Origin of the sequence: Nocardia sp. NPDC059177 (assembly GCF_042755165.1) — a bacterium.
GTDB lineage: Bacteria > Actinomycetota > Actinomycetes > Mycobacteriales > Mycobacteriaceae > Nocardia.
The window spans coordinates 1-24,870 of record NZ_JBHZBX010000032.1; the positions used below are offsets into that span (position 1 = coordinate 1).

At 70.3% G+C, this 24,870-nt stretch carries 22 protein-coding genes; 10 read left to right on the plus strand and 12 right to left on the minus strand.

What is annotated here, in order from left to right; genetic code table 11:
- The 3 genes from ACFXK0_RS27255 to ACFXK0_RS27265 all read left to right on the plus strand — a co-directional run.
- Positions 1–737 (plus strand): AMP-binding protein (locus tag ACFXK0_RS27255; protein ID WP_379413828.1); only part of this gene is annotated, 737 nt, incomplete at its 5' end.
- Complete coding sequence (locus tag ACFXK0_RS27260) at positions 734–1,405, plus strand: LON peptidase substrate-binding domain-containing protein (protein ID WP_379413829.1); 672 nt, start codon at positions 734–736, stop codon at positions 1,403–1,405. The genes ACFXK0_RS27255 and ACFXK0_RS27260, both read left to right, overlap by 4 nt.
- A 78-nt stretch (positions 1,406–1,483) precedes the next feature.
- Entirely contained in the window at positions 1,484–1,894 is a 411-nt protein-coding gene (locus ACFXK0_RS27265; protein WP_379413830.1) for a ubiquinol-cytochrome c reductase iron-sulfur subunit, read from the plus strand.
- 67 nt (positions 1,895–1,961) lie between these two features.
- On the opposite strand, the gene ACFXK0_RS27270 is transcribed toward ACFXK0_RS27265, so the two are convergent.
- The gene (locus ACFXK0_RS27270) at positions 1,962–2,432 is read right to left on the minus strand and encodes a VOC family protein (protein WP_379413832.1); all 471 of its coding nucleotides are present in this window, start codon (positions 2,430–2,432) and stop codon (positions 1,962–1,964) included.
- Positions 2,433–2,551: 119 nt separating this feature from the next.
- On the opposite strand from ACFXK0_RS27270, the gene ACFXK0_RS27275 reads away from it, so the two are divergent.
- A complete protein-coding gene (locus ACFXK0_RS27275) occupies positions 2,552–3,406 on the plus strand; it encodes an LLM class F420-dependent oxidoreductase (protein ID WP_379413833.1) in 855 nt (284 codons plus the stop codon).
- Positions 3,407–3,428: 22 nt separating this feature from the next.
- Here ACFXK0_RS27275 and ACFXK0_RS27280 read toward each other — a convergent pair whose 3' ends face one another.
- Positions 3,429–4,130, minus strand: a complete 702-nt coding sequence (locus tag ACFXK0_RS27280) for a hypothetical protein (RefSeq protein WP_379413835.1) — start codon at positions 4,128–4,130, stop codon at positions 3,429–3,431.
- Positions 4,127–5,080: a hypothetical protein gene (locus ACFXK0_RS27285; RefSeq protein ID WP_379413836.1), complete on the minus strand. Its 954-nt coding sequence runs from the start codon at positions 5,078–5,080 to the stop codon at positions 4,127–4,129. Before ACFXK0_RS27285 ends, ACFXK0_RS27280 begins: the two co-directional genes overlap by 4 nt.
- Positions 5,081–5,167: 87 nt before the next feature.
- Here ACFXK0_RS27285 and lspA point away from each other — a divergent pair, with 87 nt between their 5' ends.
- The 3 genes from lspA to ACFXK0_RS27300 are packed head-to-tail and all read left to right on the plus strand — an operon-like array spanning position 5,168 to position 7,444.
- Complete coding sequence (lspA, locus tag ACFXK0_RS27290) at positions 5,168–5,791, plus strand: signal peptidase II (protein WP_379413838.1); 624 nt, start codon at positions 5,168–5,170, stop codon at positions 5,789–5,791.
- Positions 5,788–6,714: an RluA family pseudouridine synthase gene (locus tag ACFXK0_RS27295; protein ID WP_379413839.1), complete on the plus strand. Its 927-nt coding sequence runs from the start codon at positions 5,788–5,790 to the stop codon at positions 6,712–6,714. Before lspA ends, ACFXK0_RS27295 begins: the two co-directional genes overlap by 4 nt.
- A complete protein-coding gene (locus ACFXK0_RS27300; RefSeq protein ID WP_379413841.1) occupies positions 6,707–7,444 on the plus strand; it encodes a hypothetical protein in 738 nt (245 codons plus the stop codon). The genes ACFXK0_RS27295 and ACFXK0_RS27300 overlap by 8 nt, the downstream gene beginning before the upstream one ends.
- Positions 7,445–7,464: 20 nt before the next feature.
- On the opposite strand, the gene ACFXK0_RS27305 is transcribed toward ACFXK0_RS27300, so the two are convergent.
- Positions 7,465–8,283, minus strand: a complete 819-nt coding sequence (locus ACFXK0_RS27305) for a PhzF family phenazine biosynthesis protein (protein ID WP_379413842.1) — start codon at positions 8,281–8,283, stop codon at positions 7,465–7,467.
- A gap of 79 nt (positions 8,284–8,362) precedes the next feature.
- On the minus strand, positions 8,363–10,786 hold the full coding sequence (locus ACFXK0_RS27310) for an HAD-IC family P-type ATPase (protein ID WP_379413843.1): 2,424 nt from the start codon (positions 10,784–10,786) through the stop codon (positions 8,363–8,365).
- A gap of 35 nt (positions 10,787–10,821) precedes the next feature.
- On the opposite strand from ACFXK0_RS27310, the gene rarD reads away from it, so the two are divergent.
- On the plus strand, positions 10,822–11,748 hold the full coding sequence (gene rarD / locus ACFXK0_RS27315; RefSeq protein ID WP_379413845.1) for an EamA family transporter RarD: 927 nt from the start codon (positions 10,822–10,824) through the stop codon (positions 11,746–11,748).
- On the opposite strand, the gene ACFXK0_RS27320 is transcribed toward rarD, so the two are convergent.
- On the minus strand, positions 11,745–12,911 hold the full coding sequence (locus tag ACFXK0_RS27320; RefSeq protein ID WP_379413846.1) for a hypothetical protein: 1,167 nt from the start codon (positions 12,909–12,911) through the stop codon (positions 11,745–11,747). The two genes, rarD and ACFXK0_RS27320, sit on opposite strands and share 4 nt — an antisense overlap.
- Positions 12,912–13,031: 120 nt before the next feature.
- Here ACFXK0_RS27320 and ACFXK0_RS27325 point away from each other — a divergent pair, with 120 nt between their 5' ends.
- A complete protein-coding gene (locus tag ACFXK0_RS27325; protein WP_379413847.1) occupies positions 13,032–13,952 on the plus strand; it encodes an ADP-ribosylglycohydrolase family protein in 921 nt (306 codons plus the stop codon).
- A 116-nt stretch (positions 13,953–14,068) separates the two neighbouring features.
- On the opposite strand, the gene ACFXK0_RS27330 is transcribed toward ACFXK0_RS27325, so the two are convergent.
- The 3 genes from ACFXK0_RS27330 to ACFXK0_RS27340 form a co-directional block, all read right to left on the minus strand.
- Positions 14,069–17,305, minus strand: a complete 3,237-nt coding sequence (locus ACFXK0_RS27330) for an arabinosyltransferase domain-containing protein (protein ID WP_379413848.1) — start codon at positions 17,303–17,305, stop codon at positions 14,069–14,071.
- Between the two features lie 107 nt (positions 17,306–17,412).
- Positions 17,413–17,913 carry a hypothetical protein gene (locus ACFXK0_RS27335; RefSeq protein WP_379413849.1) on the minus strand — a complete coding sequence of 167 codons (501 nt, stop codon included), beginning with the start codon at positions 17,911–17,913 and terminating at the stop codon, positions 17,413–17,415.
- Between the two features lie 58 nt (positions 17,914–17,971).
- Positions 17,972–19,270, minus strand: coding sequence for a DNA polymerase IV (locus ACFXK0_RS27340; RefSeq protein WP_379413871.1), 1,299 nt, complete (start codon positions 19,268–19,270; stop codon positions 17,972–17,974).
- Between the two features lie 170 nt (positions 19,271–19,440).
- On the opposite strand from ACFXK0_RS27340, the gene ACFXK0_RS27345 reads away from it, so the two are divergent.
- The gene (locus tag ACFXK0_RS27345) at positions 19,441–20,316 is read left to right on the plus strand and encodes a UTP--glucose-1-phosphate uridylyltransferase (RefSeq protein WP_379413850.1); all 876 of its coding nucleotides are present in this window, start codon (positions 19,441–19,443) and stop codon (positions 20,314–20,316) included.
- Between the two features lie 3 nt (positions 20,317–20,319).
- Here ACFXK0_RS27345 and ACFXK0_RS27350 read toward each other — a convergent pair whose 3' ends face one another.
- From ACFXK0_RS27350 to ACFXK0_RS27360, 3 genes are all read right to left on the minus strand, one after another.
- Positions 20,320–20,835 carry an NlpC/P60 family protein gene (locus tag ACFXK0_RS27350; protein WP_379413851.1) on the minus strand — a complete coding sequence of 172 codons (516 nt, stop codon included), beginning with the start codon at positions 20,833–20,835 and terminating at the stop codon, positions 20,320–20,322.
- Between the two features lie 351 nt (positions 20,836–21,186).
- Entirely contained in the window at positions 21,187–24,336 is a 3,150-nt protein-coding gene (gene ileS / locus ACFXK0_RS27355) for an isoleucine--tRNA ligase (protein WP_379413852.1), read from the minus strand.
- Between the two features lie 272 nt (positions 24,337–24,608).
- Entirely contained in the window at positions 24,609–24,809 is a 201-nt protein-coding gene (locus ACFXK0_RS27360) for a hypothetical protein (RefSeq protein ID WP_379413853.1), read from the minus strand.
- Positions 24,810–24,870 lie beyond the last annotated feature (61 nt).

Below are 24,870 nucleotides of genomic sequence, written 5' to 3' on the forward strand. Positions count from 1 at the left end.
AAGTCATCGGCGCAGGCACAACCCCCATCGTCGACACCTGGTGGCAAACCGAAACCGGCGCCATCATGATCTCGCCCCTGCCCGGCGTCACCACCCCCAAACCGGGTGCCGCCATGGCCGCCCTGCCCGGGATCTCGGCCAAGGTCGTCGACGACGACGGCAGGCCGCTCGGCAAGGACGAATCCGGTCTGCTGGTACTGGATCGGCCGTGGCCGTCGATGCTGCGCGGCATCTGGAACGACATGGACCGCTACCGCGAAACCTATTGGCAGCGTTTCGCCGCCGACGGCTGGTACTTCGCCGGGGACGGCGCGAAACTCGACGCCGACGGCGATCTGTGGGTGCTGGGCCGGGTCGACGATGTCATGAACGTCTCCGGGCACCGGATCTCCACCGCCGAGGTCGAATCCGCGCTGGTGGGTCATCCGGCGGTCGCCGAGGCGGCAGTGGTCGGCGCCGCCGACGACACCACCGGCCAGGGCATCGTCGCGTTCGTCATCCTCACCGGCGCCGGCGTTCCCGGCGACGCGCTGGTGACCGAATTGAAGGCGGCCGTCTCACTCGAGATCAGCCCGATCGCCCGCCCGCGCGAGATCCATCTCGTGCCGGAACTGCCCAAGACCCGCAGCGGCAAGATCATGCGGCGACTGCTGCGTGACGTGGCCGAAGGCCGCGAACTGGGCGGCACCTCGACACTGGTCGACCCGACCGTCTTCGAGGCGATCGCCAAACCATGACGGACTTCGCACCCGGCAGCGGGCATGCTGTGACGGTGGAGATGCCTATGTTCCCGCTGGGTGCGGTGTTGCTGCCCGGCGAGCCGTTGTCGCTGCAGATCTTCGAACCGCGCTATGTCGCGTTGCTCGAGGACTGCCTCGACGGCCGCCGGGAGCCGGAGTTCGGCGTGGTACTCATCGCGCGCGGACACGAGGTGGGCGGTGGCGACGTGCGCACCGATGTCGGTGTTCTCGCCCGGATCACCGATGTGGTGGAGCTGCGCGGTTCCCGGTTCCGGCTGCGCTGTCTGGGCACCGACCGGATCCGGGTCGACAGCTGGCTCGACGACGCGCCGTATCCGCGCGCGCGGGTCACGCCGTGGCCGGACGGTCCGGCCACCGAGGACGCCGATCTGCTGGCCGGGCTGCGCGAACGCGCCGACCGGCTGCACGAGCTGACCGCCGGTCTGGCCCGCAAGTCCGGTCTCCGCAGGCCACCGCCGTCGGCCTCGCTGGACGGGCTCTCCGCCGACCCGAGTGTGCGGTCCTTCGAGCTCGCGGCGCGGCTGCCGATCGGGCAGACCGACCGGCAGGCCGCACTGTCCGCGCCCGACCCGCGGGCCCGGCTGGACACGCTCACCACCGCCATGGACGACGCGATGGCGGTCATGGAGTTCCGGCTGCTCTGAACCGTGTCGAACCGTGGGCGCTCGCTGCTCGTTGACCTGAGAAGAAGCGAGTCAGGGCGCACAGAGAGCGACACGGCGATGGATGGCAACGAGTTGGCGGTCGACCGGCGGACGCTCTTCGCCGGCGTGGCGGTACTGGCGGGCGCGGTCACCCTGCCTGCCTGCGCCGAACGGGACGCGCCCGCGCCCGCGGCGGCCGAGCCCGCCCCGGACGGGGCGTTGACGACCATCGCCGCGGTACCGGTCGGCGGCGGGGTGGTGGCCGGTGACACGGTGGTCACCCAGCCGGCGGCCGGGACCTTCGTCGGCCTGTCCTCGACCTGCACGCACGCGGGCTGCCGGGTGACCACGGTGGCGAACGGCACCATCAACTGCCCCTGCCACGGCAGCCGCTTCACCCTCGACGGCGCCGTCCACAACGGCCCGGCCCGCGACCCGCTCCCCCCACGCCCCGTCCGCGTCGACAACAACGCCATCTACCCGGCCTGATCCGGACGGGCGCTCCGGTGGCGGCATCGCCTCAGCGGCGGACGCCACCGGAGCGTGGTGATCTCGATCAGCCGGCGGACTCCATCATGGCGTCCATGCGGCGTTGCATCTCGGCGGGTTCGATGTCTTCGATGTGGGTGGAGACGGTCCAGCGGTGGCCCCACGGGTCGGTGAACGAGCCGGTGCGGTCGCCGTAGAACTCGTTGGTGAGCGGCCTGTTCTCGGTGGCGCCCGCGGCGAGCGCGGCGGCGAAGGTGGCATCGACATCGGGGACGAAGACCATCAGGTCGACCGGGGAGCCGCCGACTGTTTTCGGGTCGAGGAAGCCGAGATCGGGGACGGGGTCGCCGACCATCAGCACCGCGTCGCCGATGAGTAGTTCGCTGTGCATGACGGTGCCGTCCGGCCCGGCCATCCGCATGCGTTCGGTGGCGTCGAAGACGCTGAGATAGAAATCGATCGCCGCGGCCGCGCCCGCGCACGCGATACCGGGACAGATTCGCGGGTAACCGGCGGGAATGGGGGAAACTTCGGACATCGGGTACCTCCTGGTCGAAGGTGACGCACGGACGGTTCCGAGCCTATTCCTCTTACCTTCACCGCGAAAGGCTGGTAGAACTTGTTCTAGTTTTAGCTGTCTAGCCGGAGGTTCGGGGCATGCGGTACGGGGTCGTGTTGTTCACCAGTGACCGGGGCATCGCCCCGGCCGACGCGGCGCTGGCCGCCGAGAACGCGGGATTCGACGCGTTCTACGTGCCCGAGCACACCCATATCCCGGTCGTGCGGGCCGCGGCACATCCACAGACCGGCGACTCCTCCCTGCCCGACGACCGCTACCTGCGCACCATCGATCCGTGGGTCGCGCTGGCCGGCGCCGCCGCGGTGACCGAGCGGATCGCCCTGTCCACGGCGGTGGCGCTGCCCGCCGAACACCACCCGATCACCCTGGCCAAGACCATCGCCTCACTCGATCACCTCTCGGGTGGGCGCGTGGAACTCGGGGTCGGATTCGGCTGGAACACCGACGAACTCGCCCACCACGGCGTGCCGCCGAAGAAGCGGCGCACGGTGCTCGCGGAGAATCTCGCCGCCATGCGCGCACTCTGGTCGCAGGAAGAAGCCGAATTCGACGGTGAGTTCGTGAAATTCGGGCCGAGCTGGTCGTGGCCCAAGCCGGTGCGCGCCGGCGTGCCGGTGCTGCTGGGCGCGGGCGGCACCGAGAAGAGTTTCGGGTGGCTGGCCAAGCACGCCGACGGCTGGATCACCACCCCGACCGAGGGCGACCTCGACGAGAAGATCGCCCTGCTGCACCGGGTCTGGACCGAAGCGGGCCGCGAGGGCACGCCGCGGGTGATCGCGCTCGCCGGTCGCCACAATGCCGAGCAGCTCGCGCAGTGGGCCGCGGCGGGCGTCACCGAGACCGTGTTCGGGCTGCCGGACAAGTCGGCCGACGAGGTCCGCGGCTACATCGGCTACCTCGGCAGCAAACTGACCGCCGCCGCGGCGGTCTGATCGATACTGCCGCGCCAGGTGGTCAACCGCGCAGTTTGCGGACCTGTGCGGCGGTGAGATCGGTGAGCACGCCGGGGTCGACCTCTTCGGGTGCGGTGACCACCACCTGGACCAGCGTGTTGCCGACCTGGACGAGCGAGGTCGCGGAGGTGAGGGTGAGGCCGTCGCTGGTGGCCGTCAGGGTGAACGCCGAACTCGCGTCGCCGGCCGGCGGCTGAGCCAGCGGTGCGGTGCGGTAGTCGATGTGCACGCCCGCGTCGTCGCCGGTATAGGTGGCGCAGCGGCGGACCTGGGCCTGGAGCGCGTCGAAGGCCTGCGCGAGCGCGGTGTCGAGGTAGCTCGCCGCGTCGATGTCGATGGTGGCGAAACTCGGTCCGGCGAACTGCACCGAGGCCGAGGCCGCCGAGCCGGGCCACTGTGTCGCGATCGGGGTCAGCAGGCGGGCGCAGTCGGCGGGGTCGGTCAGGGCCGCGGGCGGAACCGCGGTGTCGTCGGTGTCGTCGCGGGGTGGGACGGCGGCGAAGGCGCCGGGCAGGTCGGGCGCCGCGAGCAGGGCCGCCGACAACTTCGCCGAATCCCGCACGGGCGTCCCCGATCCGGGGGCCGCGGTCGCGGCGGGCGGGAAGGCGGCGGGCGCGTCGTCGGAGCCGCAGGCGGCGACCCCGGTCAACGCGGCACAGGCCGACGCGGCCGCGCTCACGCGCAGCAGGGCGGCACGCATCATTCGGTCCAGGACAGGCGCGTCGACTGCGTCTGCACCAGGGTGCTCACACTGCGCTCGTCCCGGTAGATCTGCTGACCGCCGACCTCGATCGCCCCCGACACCGGCAGCGGCAGACCGAGATCGACGATGATGGTGCCGGTGCCCTCCATGACGTAGCCGTCGATGTCGAGCGCGCCCGCGTCGTTGGGCAGCATCCAGACCGTGTCGGTGGGGGTCTGGCTCACCTGCAGGTCGATGGTGAGCCGGTCGCCCTCGCGGCCGACGAGGGTGGCGGTGGTGATCTGCTCGAGGGTCACCCCGCCGGTGATCTCCTGGCTCACCGTCCACACCGCGCCCACCCCGACCGGTTCGTCGGGGAACGCGATCGAGCGGTACACAGCCTGGTAGAACGCCTGTTCCAGGGCGGCGCGGGCCGAATTCGGGGTCTCCGGCGACGGGGCCATCCGCAGTTCGGTGATCGCGCCGAGATCGCTCATCTCCAGCCCGGCGTGCGAGCCGTCGGCGGCGGTGAACGCCTTGTTCAGGGCCGGGTCGGGCGTGGTGACGGTGCCGACGGTGACATCGACACCGTCGGGGCCCGCCACGGCGGTCATCGGGATGGTCAGCGCGGCGGGTGAGAAGTCGCGCGTCGGCTGATCGTTGACCTGTTGCTGGATCTGATAGTCGGTGCGCAGGGTCACCTCCTGCGTGGTGCCCAGCGGATAGCTCGGGCGCAACGCGGCGCGCGGTTCCTCGCCGGGCGAGATCATCGTGGTGACCGCCGCCGAGATCGGCACGGTCACTTCCTTGCCGATGCCCAGCGGCTCGGTGCCCTCGGCATCGGCGGGCGCGGACGACCGGTCGGCGCACCCGGCACCGAAGGACGCGAACCCGAGCACGAGCGCCACGAGCAACACTCCGGGACGCGCGATGCGGGGTAAGCGAGGACTAGACAACACCGTCACAGCCATCAGGGTACGACCGCTTCCTGAGTAACACCTGGGACCGCCTCACCCACCGCGGCGCAGCGCCGATCACGACTAGGGAATGATGGACGCGTGAGTGAAGACCGGCCCACCGACAACGCTGCCGACCCCGAGACGGGCGAGGGCTCGCCGGCCGCGGCTCCCGACGCCGTGCCCGAGCCGGCGAAGCAGGCCGAACCCGCCGGTCGCCGCAGGTTGACCACACTGCTGGCGATCGCCGTCGTGCTGTTCGGCCTCGACCTGCTGACCAAATGCCTCGCCGTCGCCTTCATCGACCCGGGCGAATCGGTCCCGATCATCGGCGATTTCGCGCGCTTCACCCTGGTGCGCAACCCGGGCGCGGCGTTCTCGATGGCGACCGGCATGACCTGGCTGCTGACCCTGATCGCGGCCGCGGTGGTGGTCGGCGTGATCCGCATCGGTTCCACCCTGCGCTCGCTGTGGTGGGCGATCGGGCTGGGCATGGTGCTCGGCGGGGCGCTGGGCAATCTGGTCGACCGCCTGTTCCGCTACCCCGGCCCGCTGCAGGGCCACGTGGTCGACTTCGTCGCCATCGGCTGGTGGCCGGTGTTCAATGTCGCCGACTCGGCCATCGTGTGCGGCGCGATCCTGCTGGTCGCGCTCACGGTGTTCGGCTTCGAACCCGACGGCACCCGCACCGGCCGCAAACACACCACCGGCGAGGAGACCCGATGAGGGAGACCAGGACGATGCCCGTACCCGACGGGCTGGACGGGATGCGCGTGGACGCGGGCCTGTCCCGGCTGCTCGGGTTGTCGCGCACCGCCGTGGCCGCGCTCGCCGAGGAGGGCTCGGTGCAGCTCGACGGGATCGCCGCGGGCAAATCCGACCGGCTCACCGCGGGCGCCTGGCTGGAGGTGATCTTCCCCGAACCCAAGCGGGAAGTGACCGTCGAGGCCACCCCGGTGGACGGGCTGAACATCCTCTACGCCGACGACGACATCGTCGCGGTGGACAAGCCGATCGGCGTGGCCGCACATCCCGGCGTCGGCTGGACCGGACCGACCGTGGTCGGTGGCCTGGCCGCCATGGGTTACCGCATCTCCACCTCCGGCGCGCACGAACGCCAGGGCATCGTGCACCGCCTGGATGTGGGCACCTCGGGGGTGATGGTGGTCGCGCAATCCGAACACGCCTACACGATGCTCAAGCGCGCCTTCAAGGAACGCACGGTCGACAAGCAATACCATGCACTCGTGCAGGGACACCCGGATCCGAGCAGCGGCACCATCGATGCCCCGATCGGGCGCGCACGCGGCAACGACTGGAAGTTCACGGTCACCGGCGACGGCAGGCCCAGCGTCACCCACTACGACACGATCGAAGCCTTCCAGTCCGCCAGCCTGCTCGATGTGCACCTCGAGACCGGCCGCACCCACCAGATCCGGGTGCATTTCTCCGCGGTCCGCCACCCCTGCGCCGGTGACCTCACCTACGGCGCCGACCCGACCCTGGCCAAGCGGCTCGGCCTGGAACGGCAGTGGCTGCACGCGCGTCAGCTCGGCTTCCACCATCCCGCCGACGGCCGCTGGCTCGAGATCACCAGCGAGTACCCCGCCGATCTCGCGGGCGCACTGGACGTACTACGCCATGCCTGAGGACCCGCGGTCGTCCACTCCGGCGCCGGATGCGGCGCCGGACGACCGCGGGGATGCCGGCCACGACTTCGACCGGAACCGGATCATCAAGACCGTTGCGCTCGGCGCGGCGGCGGTCCTGGCGGTCGTCCTGCTGGTGTTCGCCTTCACCGCCCCCCACCCGTCCTCGGGCGTGGCGACCGACCGGCTGGGCCCCGCACCCGGCGAGCAGGTCGAGGAGTACCTGAACCAGGCGCGTGCCTCCCTGGACGGCACCGACACCGATCTGCACTGGGCCCTGGTCTCTTTCACCGAATACCTGACACCCCAGCAGATTCCGGCCGCCGCCGACGGGCTGCGCGTCGCGGGCGTGATCCAGCACGTGCCGATCGACCGCGTGCAGACCCCGGTGATCACCGTCGCCACGCCCGCAGGCGAGGAACCCGCGGTGAAGTCGGCCGAGGCGGCGGCGGGTTTGCTCGCCGCCCAGGAGTTCCACGACGAGCGCAGTGCCGAGATCGCCCGCGTGGTCGAGTCCCGGCTGCGAGCGGGCTGCGCGTGCACGGCCGGTCTAGTCGTGCGCGGCACTCTCCCCCAATTGCGTGCGTTGGCAGCGCAACCCGGCGTCCGGGCAGTGCAGGCACTCCCCGCCGACGCGCTCGCCGGACGATTCGCGGTGAGCCCGTTGCTGCCGGGCACCATCGGCACCATCACCCCCACCCCCGACGACGGACCGGTACCCGCCGAGTAGGCACCGACCCGGGGCACCGTTCAGCACGGCAGCGTGACGACTCCGTCGAGATAGCGGCGGCAGCGGCCCAGCAGCAGGACGCGGTCGTCGGCGAGTTCGGCGCGCAGGGTGCCACCGCGGCGGGAGAGCTGGCGCGCGGTGAGGGTTGTGCGGCCGAGTTCGCGGCTCCACAGCGGGACGAGCTGGGCGTGCGCGGAGCCGGTGACGGGGTCCTCGGCGACACCGACGCCGGGCGCGAAGAAGCGCGAGACCACCTCGACCCGGTCGCCGGCGGCGGTGAGGATCACACCGCGCCGCAGCTCCGGGAAGGCACCGAAATCCGGTGTCGCGGAACGCACTTCGTCCTCGGTGCCGACCACGATCACCTCGTCCTGGCCGGTGTAGGCGCGCACCGGGGTGACCCCGAGTGCCGCGACCAGGGCCGGGTCGGGGTCGACCCGCACCGAGGCGAGGGCGGGCAGGTTCAGCACGTATTCGTCGTCGTCGGTGCGGTCGACGTGCAGCCAGCCCGAACGGGTGTAGAAGCTGACCCGGTCGTGCTCGGGATGGCGGTCTTCGATGATCTGGGTGGCGGCGGCGAGGGTGGCGTGCCCACACATGTCCACCTCGACCGCCGGGGTGAACCAGCGCAGGTGGAACGCGGGCCATTCGCCGGGCGGGCCACCGGCGTCCGGGGGTAACTCGGAGATGTAGAACGCCGTTTCTGCGAGGTTGTTCTCCTCGGCCAGCTGTTGCAGCAGCGTGTCCGGCAGCCAGGTGCGCAACGGCATGACCGCGGCCGGGTTGCCCGAGAACGGTGCGTCGGTGAACGCGTCGATCTGGTGCAGCAATACCTCCATGTGCGCAAAGGTACTCCAACACCGAATGTTCATCCGGCGCAAGGGTTCTCGAGGCGGACCCGGCCTGGTCAGCGGTGGCTCAGGCGCCCTGGGCGCCGACCGCGGGGACGAGCTTGCCGGGGTTGCCGGACAGCTTGGCCTGCACCCACCACGCCAGCTCGACCAGCACGATCCCGACCACGCCGCAGACGAACGCGGCCAGCGTCAACCGGGGATTGGACGGGTCGAGTTTGAAGAACTCACGGGTGAACGGAATGGTGAACAGCGCGATATAGGCCAGCACCGACACCGCGATCAGCACCACCTTCCACCACACATACGGCCGGGCGACCAGCGCCAGCACCCACACCGCGATCATGATCAGGGTGATCAGCGCGGTGGTGCCCGCCTGCACCCGCTGGGTCTCGGTGGCCTCGGGACCGGCGTAGGCGATCAGATAGGCGATGAAGGTCGCCACGCCGATGACCACGCCCGAGGGCACCGCCAGGCGCATCACCCGGCCGACGAAACCGGAACGGGCACGCTCGTTGTTGGGCGCCAGCGACAGGATGAACGCGGGGATGCCGATGGTGAACCAGGCCGCGATCGTGACATGGCGCGGCAGGAACGGATAGCCGATCGGGTCGTAGCCGAAGATCTGCGAACCGACCCCGGCCAGGCCGACCAGGAAGGCCAGCAGCACCGAGTACACCGTCTTGGTGAGGAACAGATTCGAGACCCGCTCGATATTGCCGATCACCCGGCGGCCCTCCCCCACCACATACGGCAGGGTCGCGAACTTGTTGTCCAGCAACACGATCTGGGCGACCGCGCGGGTGGCCGGGCTGCCCGCGCCCATCGCCACGCCGATATCGGCGTCCTTGAGGGCGAGCACATCGTTGACGCCGTCACCGGTCATGGCGACGGTGTGCCCGCGCGACTGCAGGGCGCCGACCATGGCGCGCTTCTGATCCGGGCGCACCCGGCCGAAGGTGGTCTCCTCGGCGAGGACGTCGGCGAGGGCGGCCTGGTCCTCGGGCAGTCCGCGGGCATCGACCGGGTGGTCGCCGCCGGGCAGGTCCAGCGAGGAGGCCACGGCGCCGACCGAGACGGCGTTGTCGCCGGAGATCACCTTGATCGAGACCTGCTGGCTCGCGAAGTACTCGAGGGTGCCCTTGGCGTCGGGACGCACCTTCTGTTCGAGCACGACCAGGGCGGCGGGCGACACGGTGCCCGGCGCGTCGGCCGCGTCGACCGGGCGGTCACCGCGGGCCAGCAGCAGCACCCGCAGGCCCGAGGCACCGAGTTCCTCGGCGCGTGCGGCCGCGTCGGTGGTGGGGTCGAGCAGCACATCGGGGGCGCCGAGCAGCCAATCGCCCTGTGCGCCATAGGAGATGCCGCTCCACTTCTTGGCCGAGGAGAACGGCGCGACGGCGGTGCTGGTCCAGCCGGGCGCGTCGGGCAGCGCCTCGGCGATGGCCTGGACGCTGGCGTTGGGGCGGGGATCGTCGCCGGCCAGGGCAGCCAGCGCCTGCCGCACCTGCGCGGCGTCGAAGGAACCGAGCGGCTCGATCTGCGCCAGGCGCATGCCGTTCTCGGTGAGGGTGCCGGTCTTGTCCGCGCACACCACGTCGACGCGGGCCAGGCCCTCGATCGCGGGCAGTTCCTGCACCAGGCAGTTGCGCTGACCCAGCCGCACCACACCGACGGCGAAGGCGATGGAGGTCATCAGCACCAGGCCCTCGGGCACCATCGGCACCAGCGCGGCGACCATGCCGGTGACGGCGGGCCGCCAGGACTCCCCGCTCGACACGAGCTGGTTGTAGATGCTCAGCGCGCCGGCCGGAATGAGCAGGTAGGTGATGAATTTCAGGATCTTGTCGATACCCGAGCGCAATTCGGAGTGCACCAGGGTGAACTTGCTGGCCTCCTCGGCCAGTTTGGCCGCGTAGGCGTCCTTGCCGACCTTGGTCGCGCGGTAGGCGCCCGAGCCGGACACCACGAAACTGCCCGACATCACCGGCGCGCCGATGCCCTTGTCGATCGGGTCGGCCTCACCGGTCAGCAGCGATTCGTCGATCTCGAGCGCCGCGGCCTCCTCGACCTCGCCGTCGACGACGATCTGGTCGCCGGGACCGAGTTCGATCAGGTCGTCGAGGACCACCTCGCCCGGAGTCACCTGCTCGGCGACGCCGTCGCGGCGCACCGTCGGCTTGGCCTGGCTGACGATCGCCAGCTGATCGAGGGTCCGTTTGGCGCGGACCTCCTGGATGATGCCGACCGCGCTGTTGGCCACGATGAGCAGGCCGAACATGCCGTCGATGATCGAGCCGGTGGACAGCACCAGTACGAACAGCACGCCGAGGATGGCGTTGATGCGGGTGAACACGTTCGCGCGGACGATCTCGCCCACCGAACGGCTGGCTCTGGCGGGGACATCGTTGGTGCGTCCGTCGCGGCGTCGTTGGTCGACCTGTGCTGCCGTGAGCCCGGTGGCCGCCGGCTCCTGCACGGAAATGGACATGCTCGTCAGGCTACGTCAGACGTAACGTGGGATGAATGCAGCGCAGTGCGTCTCCGCCGGGTGTCGTCTTCGGAACCGGCGCCTACCTCATCTGGGGTCTGTTCCCGGCGTTCTTCGGGCTGCTGGCGTTCGCCTCGGCGGCCGAAGTGGTGGCGCAGCGGATCATCTGGACGCTGGTGGTGGTGCTGGCGGTGCTGACGCTGACCGGGCGGCTGCGGGAGATGGCGGGCATCGACGCGCGGACCTGGCGGCTGGCGGCCGCGGCGTCGGCGGCGATCTCGATCAACTGGGGCACCTATGTGTACGGCGTGATCAGCGGGAATGTGGTGCAGTGCGCGCTCGGGTATTTCATCAATCCGCTGGTCACCGTGGCGTTCGGGGTGGTGCTGTTCCGTGAGCGGCTCACCAGGGCGCAGTGGCTGGCGCTCGGGCTCGGCGCGCTGGCGGTGGTGGTGCTGACCGTCGACTACGGCAGGCCACCGGTGATCGCGCTGGTGCTGGCCTGTTCGTTCGCCACCTACGGGCTGGTCAAGAAGGTGATCCGGCTCGACGCGCTGCGCGGTATCGCCGCCGAGGGCATGGTCGCGGCGCCGTTCGCGCTGGCCTTCGTCATCGTGCTGCTGGCCACCGGCCGCAGCGAATTCGCTTCCAGCCCCGCCCATGTCGGTCTCATGCTCGCCACCGGCCCGGTCACCCTGGTCCCGCTGCTGCTGTTCGCCGTGGCCGCGCAGCGGGTGCCGCTGTCGACCATGGGCATCCTGCAGTACCTCACTCCCGCCCTCCAGATGGTCTGGGGTGTCGCCGTCATGCACGAACCCATGCCCACCTCCCGCTGGATCGGGTTCGCCCTGATCTGGGCGGGGCTGGCCGTGTTCACCACCGACGCCCTCCTCCGCTCGCGCCGCACCCGCGCTGCGCGCCCGGAACCCGCCGAGCTCGCCCGGGACGCGGGCCCGGCCTAGTCACCGCCGACGAACTCCCAGCTCACCCCGTGTTCGGTCAGCGTGGGCACGAAGTTCGTGTCGAACGGTGTGCCGTGCTCGATGCTGTCGGCCAGGTCGGCGAGCAGCGCGGCGAGCGAAGACCACCCGGGCGCGGACAGGTCGGCGGTGTCCTTGCCGAATTCGGTGACACAGCCACCCAGCGGACCGGGCCGGGTATCGCAGACCAGCATGGTGCCGTCGCGTTCGGCGACCGGGACGAACTCCGGCAGGAACCGCCCCGCCTCCGCACTCGCCGGGGCGTGCTCGTCGGCCCCGGGAAAATCCGGATCCTCGGCGGCGAGTTCACACCAGATCGCGCACTGCATATCGTGCAACTCGAGCATCTCGTCGACTCCGAGCAAGGTCATCCCCGGCAGCAGATCCGCGCTCGCGCCACCACCGTGCACCAGAAACCATTCCCGCAGCTGCGTGGGCCAGCCGACACCGGTGCGCGTTTCGGCATCATCGACGGCGTTCGACCCCGTCCCCGACCGCACCAGGCTCGGCCACACCCCGCGATCGCACCGGTTCATGATGGTTGCCCGGATGCGCACCCACTGATCGGTGACCGAGGTCGCCGTGGTGGCCGAGACCGGTGGCCGGGGCGGCGATGTGCTCGACGCGGAGCCGGTGGGTGGTCCGGCCGCCGGTACCCGGAGATCGACGGTGTCCGCGTGCTTGAGACTGCGGACCGGCGCGGGGTGACCGAGCGGCCACAGCTGGATCAGGATCGCCCCGTCGGTGCGACCACGGTCCCGGCCGCGGGCACTGACTGTGATCCCGTGCAAGCCCGTCGGCAGGGGCACCAGCTGGTCGCGTTCCGGCGGGCTCGCCGACGCGAGCGGTGTGCGGGTGAGGGTGGCGCGCGCGGGCAATTCGATGGTGCCGGTGTCGACGGTTTCCCAGTCCCGGAGGTCACCGAGAATCGGTGCGGTGTCGCCGAGCTCGATGCCGAGCTCGACGGTGCAGGCGGTCCGGCCGACACGGATGCGGCCGTGCTCGATACCGTCGGGGTCCCGGTGGACGCTCAGCAGAGTGCCGGTGCCGCCGGTGCCCGCCGTCGGTGGGCCCGGCTGGTCGGCCGGTTCGATGTACAGCTCCGGGTGACGCAGTTCGACGGTGTACCAGCGACGCTCTCCCATCGCTCCACTGTGCCGCGCCGCGACAGTCTCCGTGTCACCGCGGGCGAAAAGGCGTTGGCACACATGCCGACCGGTAGGGTTTGCCGGGCGGATAGTGGTTCGCCCGGAAGGAGTGGGGCTGTGCAGGGTTCGGGGTTCTCCGATCGGGTGGCCGGGGTGCTGGTGGGCGGGGCCGCCGGGGACGCGCTGGGGGCGGGGTACGAGTTCACGCGGCCGGGGCCGGCGGCGGAGATCAGGATGATCGGGGGTGGGCCGTTCAACTGGGCGCCCGGGGAGTGGACCGACGACACCTCCATGGCACTGGCGATCGCGCTGGCGGCGGCGCACGGGCCGGGGATCGACATGGACGCGGTGGCAGCCGGTTTCGTCGCGTGGTTCGATTCCGATCCGCCCGATATCGGTAACCAGACCCGTCAGGTGCTCTCGGCGCGGTCGTCCTCGGCACTGGCCATGCAGGCGGTGGCGATGTCGCTGACCGGCCGCACCGGCGGCAACGGGTCGCTGATGCGGACCGCGCCGGTCGCGCTGGCCTACCTCGACGACGCCGAGGGCTGTATCGCGGCGGCGGGGCGGATCGGGATGCTCACCCACTACGACGAGTACGCGGTCGACGCGTGCAAGCTGTGGACCTACGCGATCCGGCACGCGGTGCTGTCGGCCGATTTCGGGGGCGTACGCGAATACGTCAGCCGCTCACCGCAATCCGCGTACTGGACCGAACGACTCGACGAAGCCGAACAGGGCACCCCCGCCGACTTCCCGAACAACGGCTGGGTGGTGCACGCCTTGCAGACCGCCTGGTGGGCCATCGCCACCACCGACGCCACCACCCCCGAACACCTGCCCCTCGCCTTGCAGGCGTGCGTCCGCGCCGGCAACGACACCGATACCACCGCCGCCATCGCCGGCGGCCTCCTCGGCGCCCGCTGGGGCGCCTCCGCGGTCCCCGCCGAATGGCGCGCCATCCTGCACGGCTACCCCGGCCTCACCGGCGCAGACCTCCCCGACCTCGCCCTCCGCATAGCCACCGCCGCACACTGACCACCCCAAGGACACCGAACCGCGACACCGACCTGGACAAGCGATCACCAGGCCACTACGTAGGCATCGCCCGAGAAGGAAAATCCCTCAGTGCCTGGTGATCAGGTGTCCAGGAACTACCAGACGGTGATGGTGGGGCCGGGGGTCCAGGTGCCCCAGCGGTTGTCGGAGTGGATGTCGACGTGGGCGGGGGTGGCGGTGGGGTCGCGGGGGAGGTAGCGCTCGATCGAGCCCCAGTCGCGGTCCCAGTCGTTGTTCAGGTAGGTGGGCAGGGTGCGGGCGGTGAACAGGAGCTGGGTCCAGCCGAGTGGGCCGCCGCCGTCGTGGCCCTGCCACAGGTTGGTGATGGTGGCGCCGTTGCGGTCCGGGAGGATCCGGTATTCGGGCAGCTCGGCGACGCCGTTGTAGGTCGGCAGGTGGTTCTGGCACGGGAAGTGCAGGCCCACCGCCCAATCCAGCAGGACCGGGGTGTCGCGGCCGACGAGCGCGTTGAGCGTGGTGGTCTGCGGCATGCGCGGCGGTGTCACCGCGAGCCACTGGTCGGGGCCGAGGTCCTTGTCGGTGGCGACCAGGCGCACCACGGAGGTGGCGGCGGGCAGCTGATCCAGCGGCACGCGCAGATTGCGCCAGGTGGGGGCCGGGCCGATGTCGATCGGGACCACCTGGCCGGTGATCGTCACCGCGCCGTCGGGACCGGCGGTGCCGTATTCGACGACCAGGTCCTGACCGGGGTGGACGATGCCGTCGGCGTCGACCGAACGGATCCGTCCCGCGACCGCGATCGCGAGCAGCGGACCACGCGGGCCCTCGGGCAGCCGGAACCAGCCGGTGGTCAGCGCGGCGGGTTCCTGGGCGCCGGCGCGGTAGCTGCCGAGGACCGGGGTACTCGCGGGGTCGAGGCCGAACGGGAGCTGTAGCGAGCCCTGCCGCGATTCCGAGCCGGCCGAGGTCGACGCGTCGCGCAGGGTGTCGGGATCGTCGGACACCGAATTCGCCTGGCCCGTGGTCGATTCCACCTCGTCGGAGGTGAGCACGGGGGCCACACCGTCGGGACGGAAACCGGTCGACTCACCGGTCAGCGCGGTGGTGATGTCGCCGGTGAGCGGAGCCAGCATGGAGGCGTTGGGGTCGGTTTCGACCAGGACCTCGTCGGCCATGCCGCAGCCCCCGGCGAAGGCGGCCTCGAAGTTGGAGCTCGCCAACGAGTACGCCGGGTACTGGGCGATCGTCGCCTTGGCGAAGGAGGCCAGCTCGAACAGCACCATCATCGCGGCCGCCACCGCCAGCACGGGCAGCCCGGCCAGCCGGGTCGCGCGGGGCTTGGGGTTCGGGTGGATGTGGTACCAGGCGGCCACGGCCAGCGCGAGCACGGTCAGGCCGACGAACACGGTGGACACGCCGTAACCGGCCACGGTCGGCGGCTTGTCCCACCACGGGATACCCCACGAGGACACATACCAGTAGCCGTTGGCGCCGACGAAGGTCATGGCGAGGACGAAGAACACCGCCGCCGCGAACAGCGCGCGATTGCGCAGCGGGCGCAGCACTTCCGAGCTCACCGCGACCGCGGTCACCGCGGCGACACAGGTGGCCAGACCGGCGAACACGCCGAACTGGTGGGTCCACTTGGTCGGCGAGAACATCATCAGCACCATGGCGGCGACGGTGATGCCGAGCATGCGCCGGGTGGGGCCGACCGCGATGCCGGGGATGCGGCCGCCGCGGCGCAGCAGGGTGACGGTGCAGGCGAGCAGACCCAGCAGCATCACGAACACCCCGAAGCGGCGGGTCAGCCAGCCGTCGGCATTGAGCTGCAACAGGTACTGGTAGCGCAGGAACTCGAAGAACCAGGACTCCCCCGGCCCGATCCCGCTGTGCACGGCGAACATCTCGCGCACCCCGGCGAAGGTCCGGTCGGCGAACACGACCGTGAGCACCACCGTGCCCGCGGCCAGGATCGGCAGCAGCTGCGCGAGATACCCGACCGTCTTGGCGCGGTGCACGATGACGGCGGTCACCGTGCGGGCGCCGGCGACCAGCGCGCCGAGGCAGATCAGCCCCGAGGGCGCCCCGGTGAGCGTGAACGCCGCGACGATCACCGCGATCGCGAACGGCAGCAGCCGCCGCGTCGCGATGGCCCGCTCGACGGAGACCCAGGTGACCAGGACACCGAGCGCGACCACGAATTCCGCGCGCAGGCCGTTGTTGTAGGGCAGCCAGAACGCCAGGAACACCAGCGCCGCGGTCCAGGTGACCACCGGGCTGCGCCGCATCGCGACACCGAGCCGGGGCAGCACCTCGCGGCTGATCAGCCACCAGGTGAGAATGCCCGCGCCGAGGGCGGGGAGCCGGACCAGCGGGCTGACCGCGGAGATGTGGGTGAGCCAGCCGATGATGTCGGTGTAGGGGGTGTAGAACGGGCCCTCGTCGACGCTGAACCAGCGGTAGTAGTTCGACATGTTGCCCGAACTACGCGCACCCCTGGCCATGCCGAGGATGTAGCCGTCGTCGGAGGTGTTGGCGCCGATGAAATGCCAGACGACCAGCACCGCGAACACCAGCCAGTCGACCGGGCGCAGCCGCCACCAGCGCTGCGGCAGGAACCGGCGTGGCGACCGGCCGTCCAGGGTGTCGAGGCGGTGCAGGGCGAACAGCGACAGCGCGGTGGCCAGCAGGCACAGCACGATCACGGCCAGCTTGGGCCAAGCGGGCGAGGTGGTGTAGCGGGCGTCGACGTCGACGCGCACCGACAGGTCGGTGGGCGCGGCCCCGGTCAGCTCACTGAAGACCCCGACGACCTGGGGACGCCGATCGCCGGGCACGGTGGCACCGGACGCGCCGAAACCGGTGGTGGTGACCACGGATTCCGTCGGGGTGAGCGAGACGGTCAGCGCGCAGGCGCGGTCGATGGTCTCGGCCAGCGGCGCGCTCCACAGCAGCGTCGACCGGGAGACCACGTCCACGCGGCCCGGCCGCTGCTCGGTGTCGGCGACGACCTTGACGACGAAGCCGTACCGTTCCATGTCGGCCGACTGCCGCGGCACCGTGGACACCGCGACCCCGCCCTCGGCGGCGAGCGAGCTCAGCGCACTGCACGGCACCGTCGCGCTCAGCGCGGCGGGCGCGTACGCCACCAGCGGCGCCTCGACCGCGGCGGGCGAACCCTGCTGCGGCCAGGAGACGGTGGCCGCGTCGACACGCACCGGCAGAAACGGGATCGCCACCGCGGCCAGTACCGCGATCAGCCCGGCGACGATCGCGACGATCCGCGCCCAGCCGCCGCGCGCGCTCCCGCGCACCGGCTCCGAAGCATCCCTGGGCGGATGCCCCTGCCGCACGATCGTCTCTACCACGGGGCCCGATAGTAGCCGCGCCCCCGAACCGCGTTACCGTTCGGCCGCTGCAACGAACGAACCCCGGCCGGACACACGGTCCGCCGGGGTTCGTCGCAGGTCTCACCTCACCCGCAGGCGACCGACTGCTGGCCCAGGTTGGTCAGCATGGTGCAGGCCCATGTCTTCTGGACCTTCCACTTGCCGTCCTCGGCCACGAACGGCACGTCGACGACATTGGTCTGGCCGTTGATGGTGAAGTCGGCCTTGGCGTTGACGCTGTCGCCGAAGGAGGTCACCTCGGTGACCTGCACCTGCACACCGGCGTCCTGCGCGGCCTGGGCGAGCCGGTTGGGCAGTTCGGGGTCGGCCTCGCCGCCCTGCACGAAGTCCAGCTTCTCCTCGTTCGGGACCGACGGGTCGAGGGCGGTGGTGAGCTGCTCGTTGAGCTCCTCGACGGTCGGTACCGGCGGCAGGTTCGCCGCGGCCGCGTCGGTGGTCGTGGCGCTGCTGGTGGTGGTCTTGGCGGCGGGTGCGTCACCCTTGTCGTCGCTGCACGCGCTCAGCCCCAGTGCGGCAACCACCGCCAGGCCGGCGATCGCGACACGTCCGGTCGTACGAAGCTTCAACTTCTCGTCCTTTGCGTTCGAGTGGCAGTGAATCCATCGCGGTAGCCGAGGCTACTCCTCAGGCGAGGCTGTCGAGCGGATCTGCCCGCGACAGCCCGTTGTCGTCGGCTGGAAAGGTACGCGCCGGGCCGGGACCTGTCGAGCTGGTCTCGAACCGCACTGTCACCACGCCGTATCCGGCCCCCTGCACCCAGCCGTGCCCGAACTCCGGATGCGAGACGTCCATGCCAGGAAACCAGTGCCCGGCAGGCGGATTCCGCGGCGCTTCGGGTGCCGGGGCGGGCTCGGCCACCGTGCGCAGATCCTCGGGCACCGACTGGTCCAGTTCGGGGAACAGCGATTCCTGGCGGACCAGCGACAACCCGCCGTAACCGACACCGACCAGCCGGATCGGGCCCAGTTCGGCCGGGTCGATGGCCGAACGCTGCGCGGCCGCGGCGAGAGTGGCCGGGTCGGCGGTGGCGTAGGGCAGGGTGAACGACCTGGTCACGATGCTCATATCGGATTTCTTGAGCTTGAGCACGACGGTGCGCGCGGCGCGGCCGTCTTTGTCGAGCCTGCGGTGCGCGGCGGCGGCCATCGCGGCGACGGCGGCACGCAGCTCGGCCATCGTGACGATGTCGCGTTCGTAGGTGTTCTCGGCGCTGATCTGTTTGGCCTCGGCGCGTTCGGTGACCGGGCGGTCGTCGATGCCGCGGGCCAGCCGGTGCAGGGCGGTGCCGAGACTGCCGCCCAGGATCGAGGCGGCTTCCGATTCCGGCAGCGCGGCGAACGCCCCGACGGTCTCGATGCCGAGGCCGCGCAGCCTGCCCTCGGCCACCGGCCCGATCCCCCACAGTTTGCGCACCGGCAGCGCGGCCAGCAGCGCGGCCTGTTCGGTGGGCGAGATGACCCGCATCCCATCGGGTTTGGCCAGACCGGAGCCGATCTTCGCGAGCTGCTTGCCGGTACCCGCCCCGATCGAGGCGGTGAGCCCGGTGCGGGCGCGCACCAGGGCGCGCAACATGGCGCAGTAGCGTTCGACCTCGGCGACGCCGGCGCCGGCCAGTTCAGCGGGTTCGGCGAAGGCCTCGTCGAAGGACAGGGTTTCCAGTACTGGGATCCGGCTGCGCAGGGTGTCGAACACCTGCGCGCTGAGGACCGAGTACACCGCGCCGCGCGGCGGCACCACCACCGCCGAGCCGCCGACCAGCCGCCGCGCCTGATGCATGGGCATGGCCGAACGCGCGCCGAATACCCGCGCCTCGTAGCTGGCGCCGGCCACCACCCCGCGCTGGCCCGCGCCGCCGACCAGGACCGGCCTGCCGCGCAGCGTCGGGCGGGTGAGCTGTTCGGCCGAGGCGAAGAAGGCGTCCATATCGATGTGCAGCACCCAGCGCCGGGCCACGGCCGCGGCATCGGCCCTGGCCACAACGTCGGTGTCGGTGCTCACCTCGCGCAATCTACGCGCAGGCACCGACAACTCTTCGACCCCACTTGACAGCCATGGCCCAGCGATCGCACAGGCTGATGTGTGATGATCGGGGGATGAAGATCCGTAAGGCAGTCATTCCGGCGGCGGGAATCGGCTCGCGGCTCCTTCCGCTGACCAAGGCGACGCCCAAGGAGATGCTGCCGGTCGGGGACAAGCCGGTCATCGAGCACACCGTCCGTGAGCTGGTCTCCTCGGGCATCACCGACATCACCATCGTGGTCAGCGGCGGCAAGTCGCTGATCCAGGACCACTTCCGGCCGAATCCGGCGCTGGTCGCGCAGCTGCGCGCCGACGGCAAGGCCGCCTACGCCGACGCGGTCGAGGAGGTCGGCGAGCTCTCGCGCGCCGGGCACATCACCTACCTCGACCAGCACGGCCCCTACGGCAACGGCACGCCGGTGCTCAATGCCGCGCGCCATCTCGGCGACGAGCCGATGCTGGTGCTGTGGCCCGACGACGTGTTCGTGGCCGAGGTCCCCCGCGCCCAGCAGCTGATCACCGCCTACGAGTCCACCGGCTGCCCGGTGCTCGCCCTGCTGCCGATGTCGCCGGGCGAGTCGCAGCGCTACGGCGTGCCGGTGGTGCGCGAGGACCTCGACGACGGGCTGCTGCGCATCTCCGGCCTGATGGAGAAGCCCAAACCCGAGGACGCGCCCTCGGCGTTCGCGGCGATCGGCGGCTATGTGGTGACCCCGGGCATCATCGACGAACTCCAGACCCAGACCGACAACTGGTACACCCACCAGACCGGCGAGGTCTACCTGACCGACGCGATCAACAACTACGCCGCCAAGCACGCGGTGTACGGCCAGGTGATCCAGGGCCGCTGGTACGACACCGGCAACCCGGCCGACTACCTGGTCGCCCAGTTCGCTTCGGCGCTGGCCCATCCCGAATACGGGCCGCTGTTGCGTCAGCTCGTCGACTAGGCCTCAGAACCGCCTGATCGCGAAGATGTCCATTTCGCGCAGGGGGTGCAGGCCGACCGGAACGCCCCAGTCGTGGGCGTCGAGGATCTGGCCCATGCCCGCGTAGATGCCGACGTGGGAGCCGTCGCCGTTGAGGATGACCACGTCGCCGGGGGCCAGGCCGCCGAAGGTCACCGGCAGCCCGACCTCGGCCTGCTCCCAGGTGGTGCGCGGCAGGATGACACCCACCTGCCGGAATGCCCACTGCACCAGGGCCGAGCAGTCCCACGCGTGCGGGCCCGTCGCGCCCCACTCGTAGGGTTTGCCGATCTGGGTGGCGGCGGCGGTGAGCGCGCCGATACCGGTGGCGCTGGGGAACGGGATCATGCCCGAGCCGCTGGAACTGCCGGTGGAGGACCCTGATTCGCCCGAGCCCGAGGAGCTGCCGGTCTGCGACCAGGCGGGACCGGCGAGCACGAGCGTGGTGGCGAGGGTGGCGGCGAAGCCGAAGGCCAACCGCCGTAGTACTTTTCGTCGCACAGGAACGCCCTTCCGGTTACCGGGGGGCATCGCCTGGTCCATCGGGTGAGCCACCCACGTGTACCGGTGTCGCGCCGAGCGTGTCGCTACCCTCGACGCGGCACCGTTTCCACAGGACAATCGTCACGAACAGTCACTGCCGCCTCAGCGGGTTCCATGCGCATCAGCAGTAACACCGCTGATTGTGCGTGACGAACCAGCGAATGTCAGCCATTTCAGCAAACTTCCAGCATTATGGTTCGCCGCCCCGGGATTCCGCCCGGTCGTGGGTATGAAGCACCGGAACTCACCGGGCCGGCGGCGTGTCGGTAGTCGACACGTGGCCGTACCCGGTGAGTTGCGCGTGGGCACCTACGCCTTGGCCACCTCGGCGCGGACGCCGCCGGTGAGGTCGGCCGCGCCGGCGCCCGCCGGGCCGAACTCCAGGCTGGTCGCCAGGATCTCACCGGCGATCAGGTCGCGGTGCGTCCGGGCCCAGGTGAGCCGTTCGGCCGGGACCTCGAGCAGCACCGTGATCCGGTCCGACACCTCGAGGCCGCGGGCCTTGCGGGTCTCCTGCAGGTCGCGGATGAGGTCGCGGGCCCAGCCCTCGGCCTCCAGCTCCTCGGTGACCACCGAGTTCAGCACCACCAGACCGGCATTGCCGGGCAGCGCGGCGGTGGACTCGGGTTCGGCGGCCACCAGGCGCTGGGTGTACTCCTCGGGCAGCAACGCGATCCCGGCGGCACTCACGACGCCGTCGGCCGATTCGCTCCACTCCCCCGCCTTGACCGCCTTGATCACCGTCTGCACCTGCTTGCCCAGGCGCGGGCCCGCGGCGCGTGCGTTGACAACCAGCTCGAACCGGCCGTGCGCGTCGACATCGGTGGTCAGGTCGACCTTCTTGACATTGACCTCGTCGGCGATCAGCTCGGTGAACGGCGCCAGCCGCGCGGCGTCGGCGGCGGCGATGGTGGTCTCGGCCAGCGGCAGCCGCACCCGCAGGTTCTTGGCCTTGCGCAGGCTCAGCACCGTCGAACAGACCGTGCGCACCTCGTCCATCGAGGCCACCAGCTCGCTGTCGTGCGGCAGCTCGGACTCGCCCGGCCAGTCGGTCAGATGCACCGACCGCTCACCGGTGAGCCCACGCCAGATCACCTCGCTGATCAGCGGCAGCAGCGGTGCGGCCAGACGGGTGACCACCTCGAGCACCGTGTGCAGCGTGTCGACGGCGTCGCGGTCCTCGGACCAGAACCGCGAACGCGACCGGCGCACATACCAATTGGTGAGCGCGTCGGCGAAGGCACGCAGTTCCTCGGCGGCACCGGCGATGTCGTAGGACTCGAGCGCCTCGGTCATCACGTCGCGGGTGACCGCGAGCTTGGCCAGGATGTAGCGATCGAGCACATTCGCCGAATCCGTGCGCCACACACCGGGCTTGGAGGCGTAGAGCTGCAGGAAGGTCCACGCGTTCCACAGCGGGCGCAGCGCGTGGCTGACACCCTCGCGGATCCCGCGCTCGGTGACGATGAGGTTGCCGCCGCGCAGTACCGGCGAGGCCATCAGGAACCACCGCATGGCATCGGAGCCGTCGCGGTCGAACACCTGGTTGACGTCGGGGTAGTTGCCCTTGGACTTGCTCATCTTCAGGCCGTCGTCGCCGAGCACGATGCCGTGCGCGACCACCGATTTGAACGCGGGCCGATCGAACAGCGCGGTCGAGAGCACGTGCAGGTTGTAGAACCAGCCACGGGTCTGCCCGTTGTACTCGACGATGAAATCGCCGGGGCTGTGCGGCGCCTGATCGGCCGAGCCCTCGAACCACTCCTTGTTCTCGAACGGGTAGTGCACCTGGGCGTAGGGCATCGACCCGGACTCGAACCAGCAGTCCAGCACCTCGGGAACACGGCGCATCATGGACTTGCCGGTCGGGTCGTCCGGGTTCGGGCGCACCAGATCGTCGATGACCGGGCGGTGCAGATCGGTCGGGCGCACCCCGAAGTCGTGCTCGAGCTGATCGAGCGAACCGTAGACGTCCACGCGCGGGTACTCGGGGTCATCCGACATCCACACCGGGATCGGCGCGCCCCAGTAGCGGTTACGGCTGATGTTCCAGTCGCGCGCGTTCGCCAGCCACTTACCGAACTGGCCGTCGCGGATGTGCTCGGGCTCCCAGGAGATCTGCTTGTTCAGCTCGACCATCCGGTCACGGAACTTGGTCACCGCGACGAACCAGGACGGCACCGCCATGTAGATCAGCGGCTGACCCGAACGCCAGCTGTGCGGGTAGGAGTGCTCGATCGTCTCGTGCCGCAACAGTTTTCCGGCGGCCTTGAGATCCTTGATGATCACCGGGTTGGCGTCGAAGACCATCAGGCCCTCGTACGGCGGCACCATCGAGGTGAACTTGCCCGCCGGGTCAAGCGGCTGCACGATCTCGATGCCGTTGGCGGTGGCGACGTCCATGTCCTCCTCACCGAAAGCCGGTGCGAGATGGACGATGCCGGTGCCGGAGTCGGTGGTGACGTAGTCGGCGGTGAGCACGCGGTGCGCGTTCGGGTGACCGACGAAGAAGTCGAACGGCGGGGCGTAGGACAGGCCGGCCAGCGCCGCACCGTCGTACTCGCCGAGGACATCGGGCTCCTCGCCGAATTCGCGCGCGTAGTGCGAAACCCGTTCGGCGGCCAGCACATAGCGTTTACCGTCGGTGCCGCGCAGATGCACGTAGCGCACGTCGGGGTGCACCGCGATCGCCAGGTTGGACGGCAGGGTCCACGGCGTGGTGGTCCAGATCAGCGCGTTCGCGCCGTCGAGGGCGACCAGCGGATGCTCGGCGGGCACACTCAGCAGCATGTCGACGGTGACCGCCGGGTCCTGGCGCATCCGGTAGGCGTCGTCGAGGCGCGCCTCCTGGTTCGACAGCGGCGTCTGCTCGTACCAGCTGTAGGGCAGCACGCGGAAGCCCTGGTAGATCAGGCCCTTGTCGAACAGCGACTTGAACGCCCACATCACCGACTCCATGAAGTCGAGATCGAGGGTCTTGTAGTCGTTGTCGAAGTCGACCCAGCGGGCCTGGCGGGTCACATAGTCACGCCACTCGCCGGTGTAGCGCAGCACCGAGGACTTACAGGCGGCGTTGAACTCGGCCAGCCCCATCGCCTCGATCTGCGACTTGTCGGTGATGCCGAGCTGCTTCTCGGCTTCGATCTCGGCGGGCAGGCCGTGGGTGTCCCAGCCGAAGCGGCGGTCGACCTTCTTACCGCGCATGGTCTGGAAACGCGGGATCAGGTCCTTGACGTAGCCGGTGAGCAGGTGGCCGTAGTGCGGCAGGCCGTTGGCGAAGGGCGGGCCGTCGTAGAAGACGAACTCGGGGTCGCCGTCGCGGTTGTCGATGCTGGCACGGAAGGTGTCGTCGCGGGCCCAGTAGTCGAGCACCTGCTGTTCGAGTTCCGGGAAAGACGCGCCGGAACCCGCACCGAAATCGACCCGGGGGTATGCACCGGTGGTTGTCTCGTCCGCCATCGCGGAATCTGCTCCTCGTGCCGCCGCGCCGTCAGCGCGTGTGTGGGCACGGGGACGATGCCGGCGCCGGTGCGCCGTGACCGCGGTACCACCCCGCTTGCCCGTTTCCCGGAGGAAACGAGCCTCTCGTTGGGAGCTGTGACGGGCTCACCCGTTCGGTTCTACTGAGCGTGAACGCCGTTCTTCCGAAGACTCCCCGGTGATGGCCGGATCAGCGCCGTGTGTAGTTCGATTCTAACCGGGCCCGTCCACCGGTTATTCCGCGGCGGGGGTCAGTCGTGCCGGGCATGGCGGCCGGGTGGGACCGAGTCGCTCTCGGGTTTTCGGGTGGACAGCGCGCTGACCAGCAAGGTCGCCGCACCGAAGAGACAGATCAGAATGCACCCCCACGCCCACAGCACCGAACCGGTGGCGAGCGCAGCGACGAGCAGACCGAAACCGATCGCCGCGAGGACAAGCGTCAAGACGAGCATGCTGACTCCCAAGCCAACCGAGCAGCCCGACGATAACTGGGCGTTCCCGAGCCACGCGGCG

Excerpts from the sequence above, each read along its gene's own strand:
- ACFXK0_RS27260 (WP_379413829.1), top strand. The coding sequence starts at position 734 with ATGACGGACTTCGCACCCGGCAGCGGGCATGCTGTGACGGTGGAGATG.
- ACFXK0_RS27265 (WP_379413830.1), top strand. The coding sequence starts at position 1,484 with ATGGATGGCAACGAGTTGGCGGTCGACCGGCGGACGCTCTTCGCCGGC.
- ACFXK0_RS27270 (WP_379413832.1), bottom strand. The coding sequence starts at position 2,432 with ATGTCCGAAGTTTCCCCCATTCCCGCCGGTTACCCGCGAATCTGTCCC.
- ACFXK0_RS27275 (WP_379413833.1), top strand. The coding sequence starts at position 2,552 with ATGCGGTACGGGGTCGTGTTGTTCACCAGTGACCGGGGCATCGCCCCG.
- ACFXK0_RS27280 (WP_379413835.1), bottom strand. The coding sequence starts at position 4,130 with ATGATGCGTGCCGCCCTGCTGCGCGTGAGCGCGGCCGCGTCGGCCTGT.
- ACFXK0_RS27285 (WP_379413836.1), bottom strand. The coding sequence starts at position 5,080 with ATGGCTGTGACGGTGTTGTCTAGTCCTCGCTTACCCCGCATCGCGCGT.
- ACFXK0_RS27295 (WP_379413839.1), top strand. The coding sequence starts at position 5,788 with ATGAGGGAGACCAGGACGATGCCCGTACCCGACGGGCTGGACGGGATG.
- ACFXK0_RS27300 (WP_379413841.1), top strand. The coding sequence starts at position 6,707 with ATGCCTGAGGACCCGCGGTCGTCCACTCCGGCGCCGGATGCGGCGCCG.
- ACFXK0_RS27305 (WP_379413842.1), bottom strand. The coding sequence starts at position 8,283 with ATGGAGGTATTGCTGCACCAGATCGACGCGTTCACCGACGCACCGTTC.
- ACFXK0_RS27310 (WP_379413843.1), bottom strand. The coding sequence starts at position 10,786 with ATGTCCATTTCCGTGCAGGAGCCGGCGGCCACCGGGCTCACGGCAGCA.
- rarD (WP_379413845.1), top strand. The coding sequence starts at position 10,822 with ATGCAGCGCAGTGCGTCTCCGCCGGGTGTCGTCTTCGGAACCGGCGCC.
- ACFXK0_RS27320 (WP_379413846.1), bottom strand. The coding sequence starts at position 12,911 with ATGGGAGAGCGTCGCTGGTACACCGTCGAACTGCGTCACCCGGAGCTG.
- ACFXK0_RS27340 (WP_379413871.1), bottom strand. The coding sequence starts at position 19,270 with ATGGACGCCTTCTTCGCCTCGGCCGAACAGCTCACCCGCCCGACGCTG.
- ACFXK0_RS27345 (WP_379413850.1), top strand. The coding sequence starts at position 19,441 with ATGAAGATCCGTAAGGCAGTCATTCCGGCGGCGGGAATCGGCTCGCGG.
- ileS (WP_379413852.1), bottom strand. The coding sequence starts at position 24,336 with ATGGCGGACGAGACAACCACCGGTGCATACCCCCGGGTCGATTTCGGT.
- ACFXK0_RS27360 (WP_379413853.1), bottom strand. The coding sequence starts at position 24,809 with ATGCTCGTCTTGACGCTTGTCCTCGCGGCGATCGGTTTCGGTCTGCTC.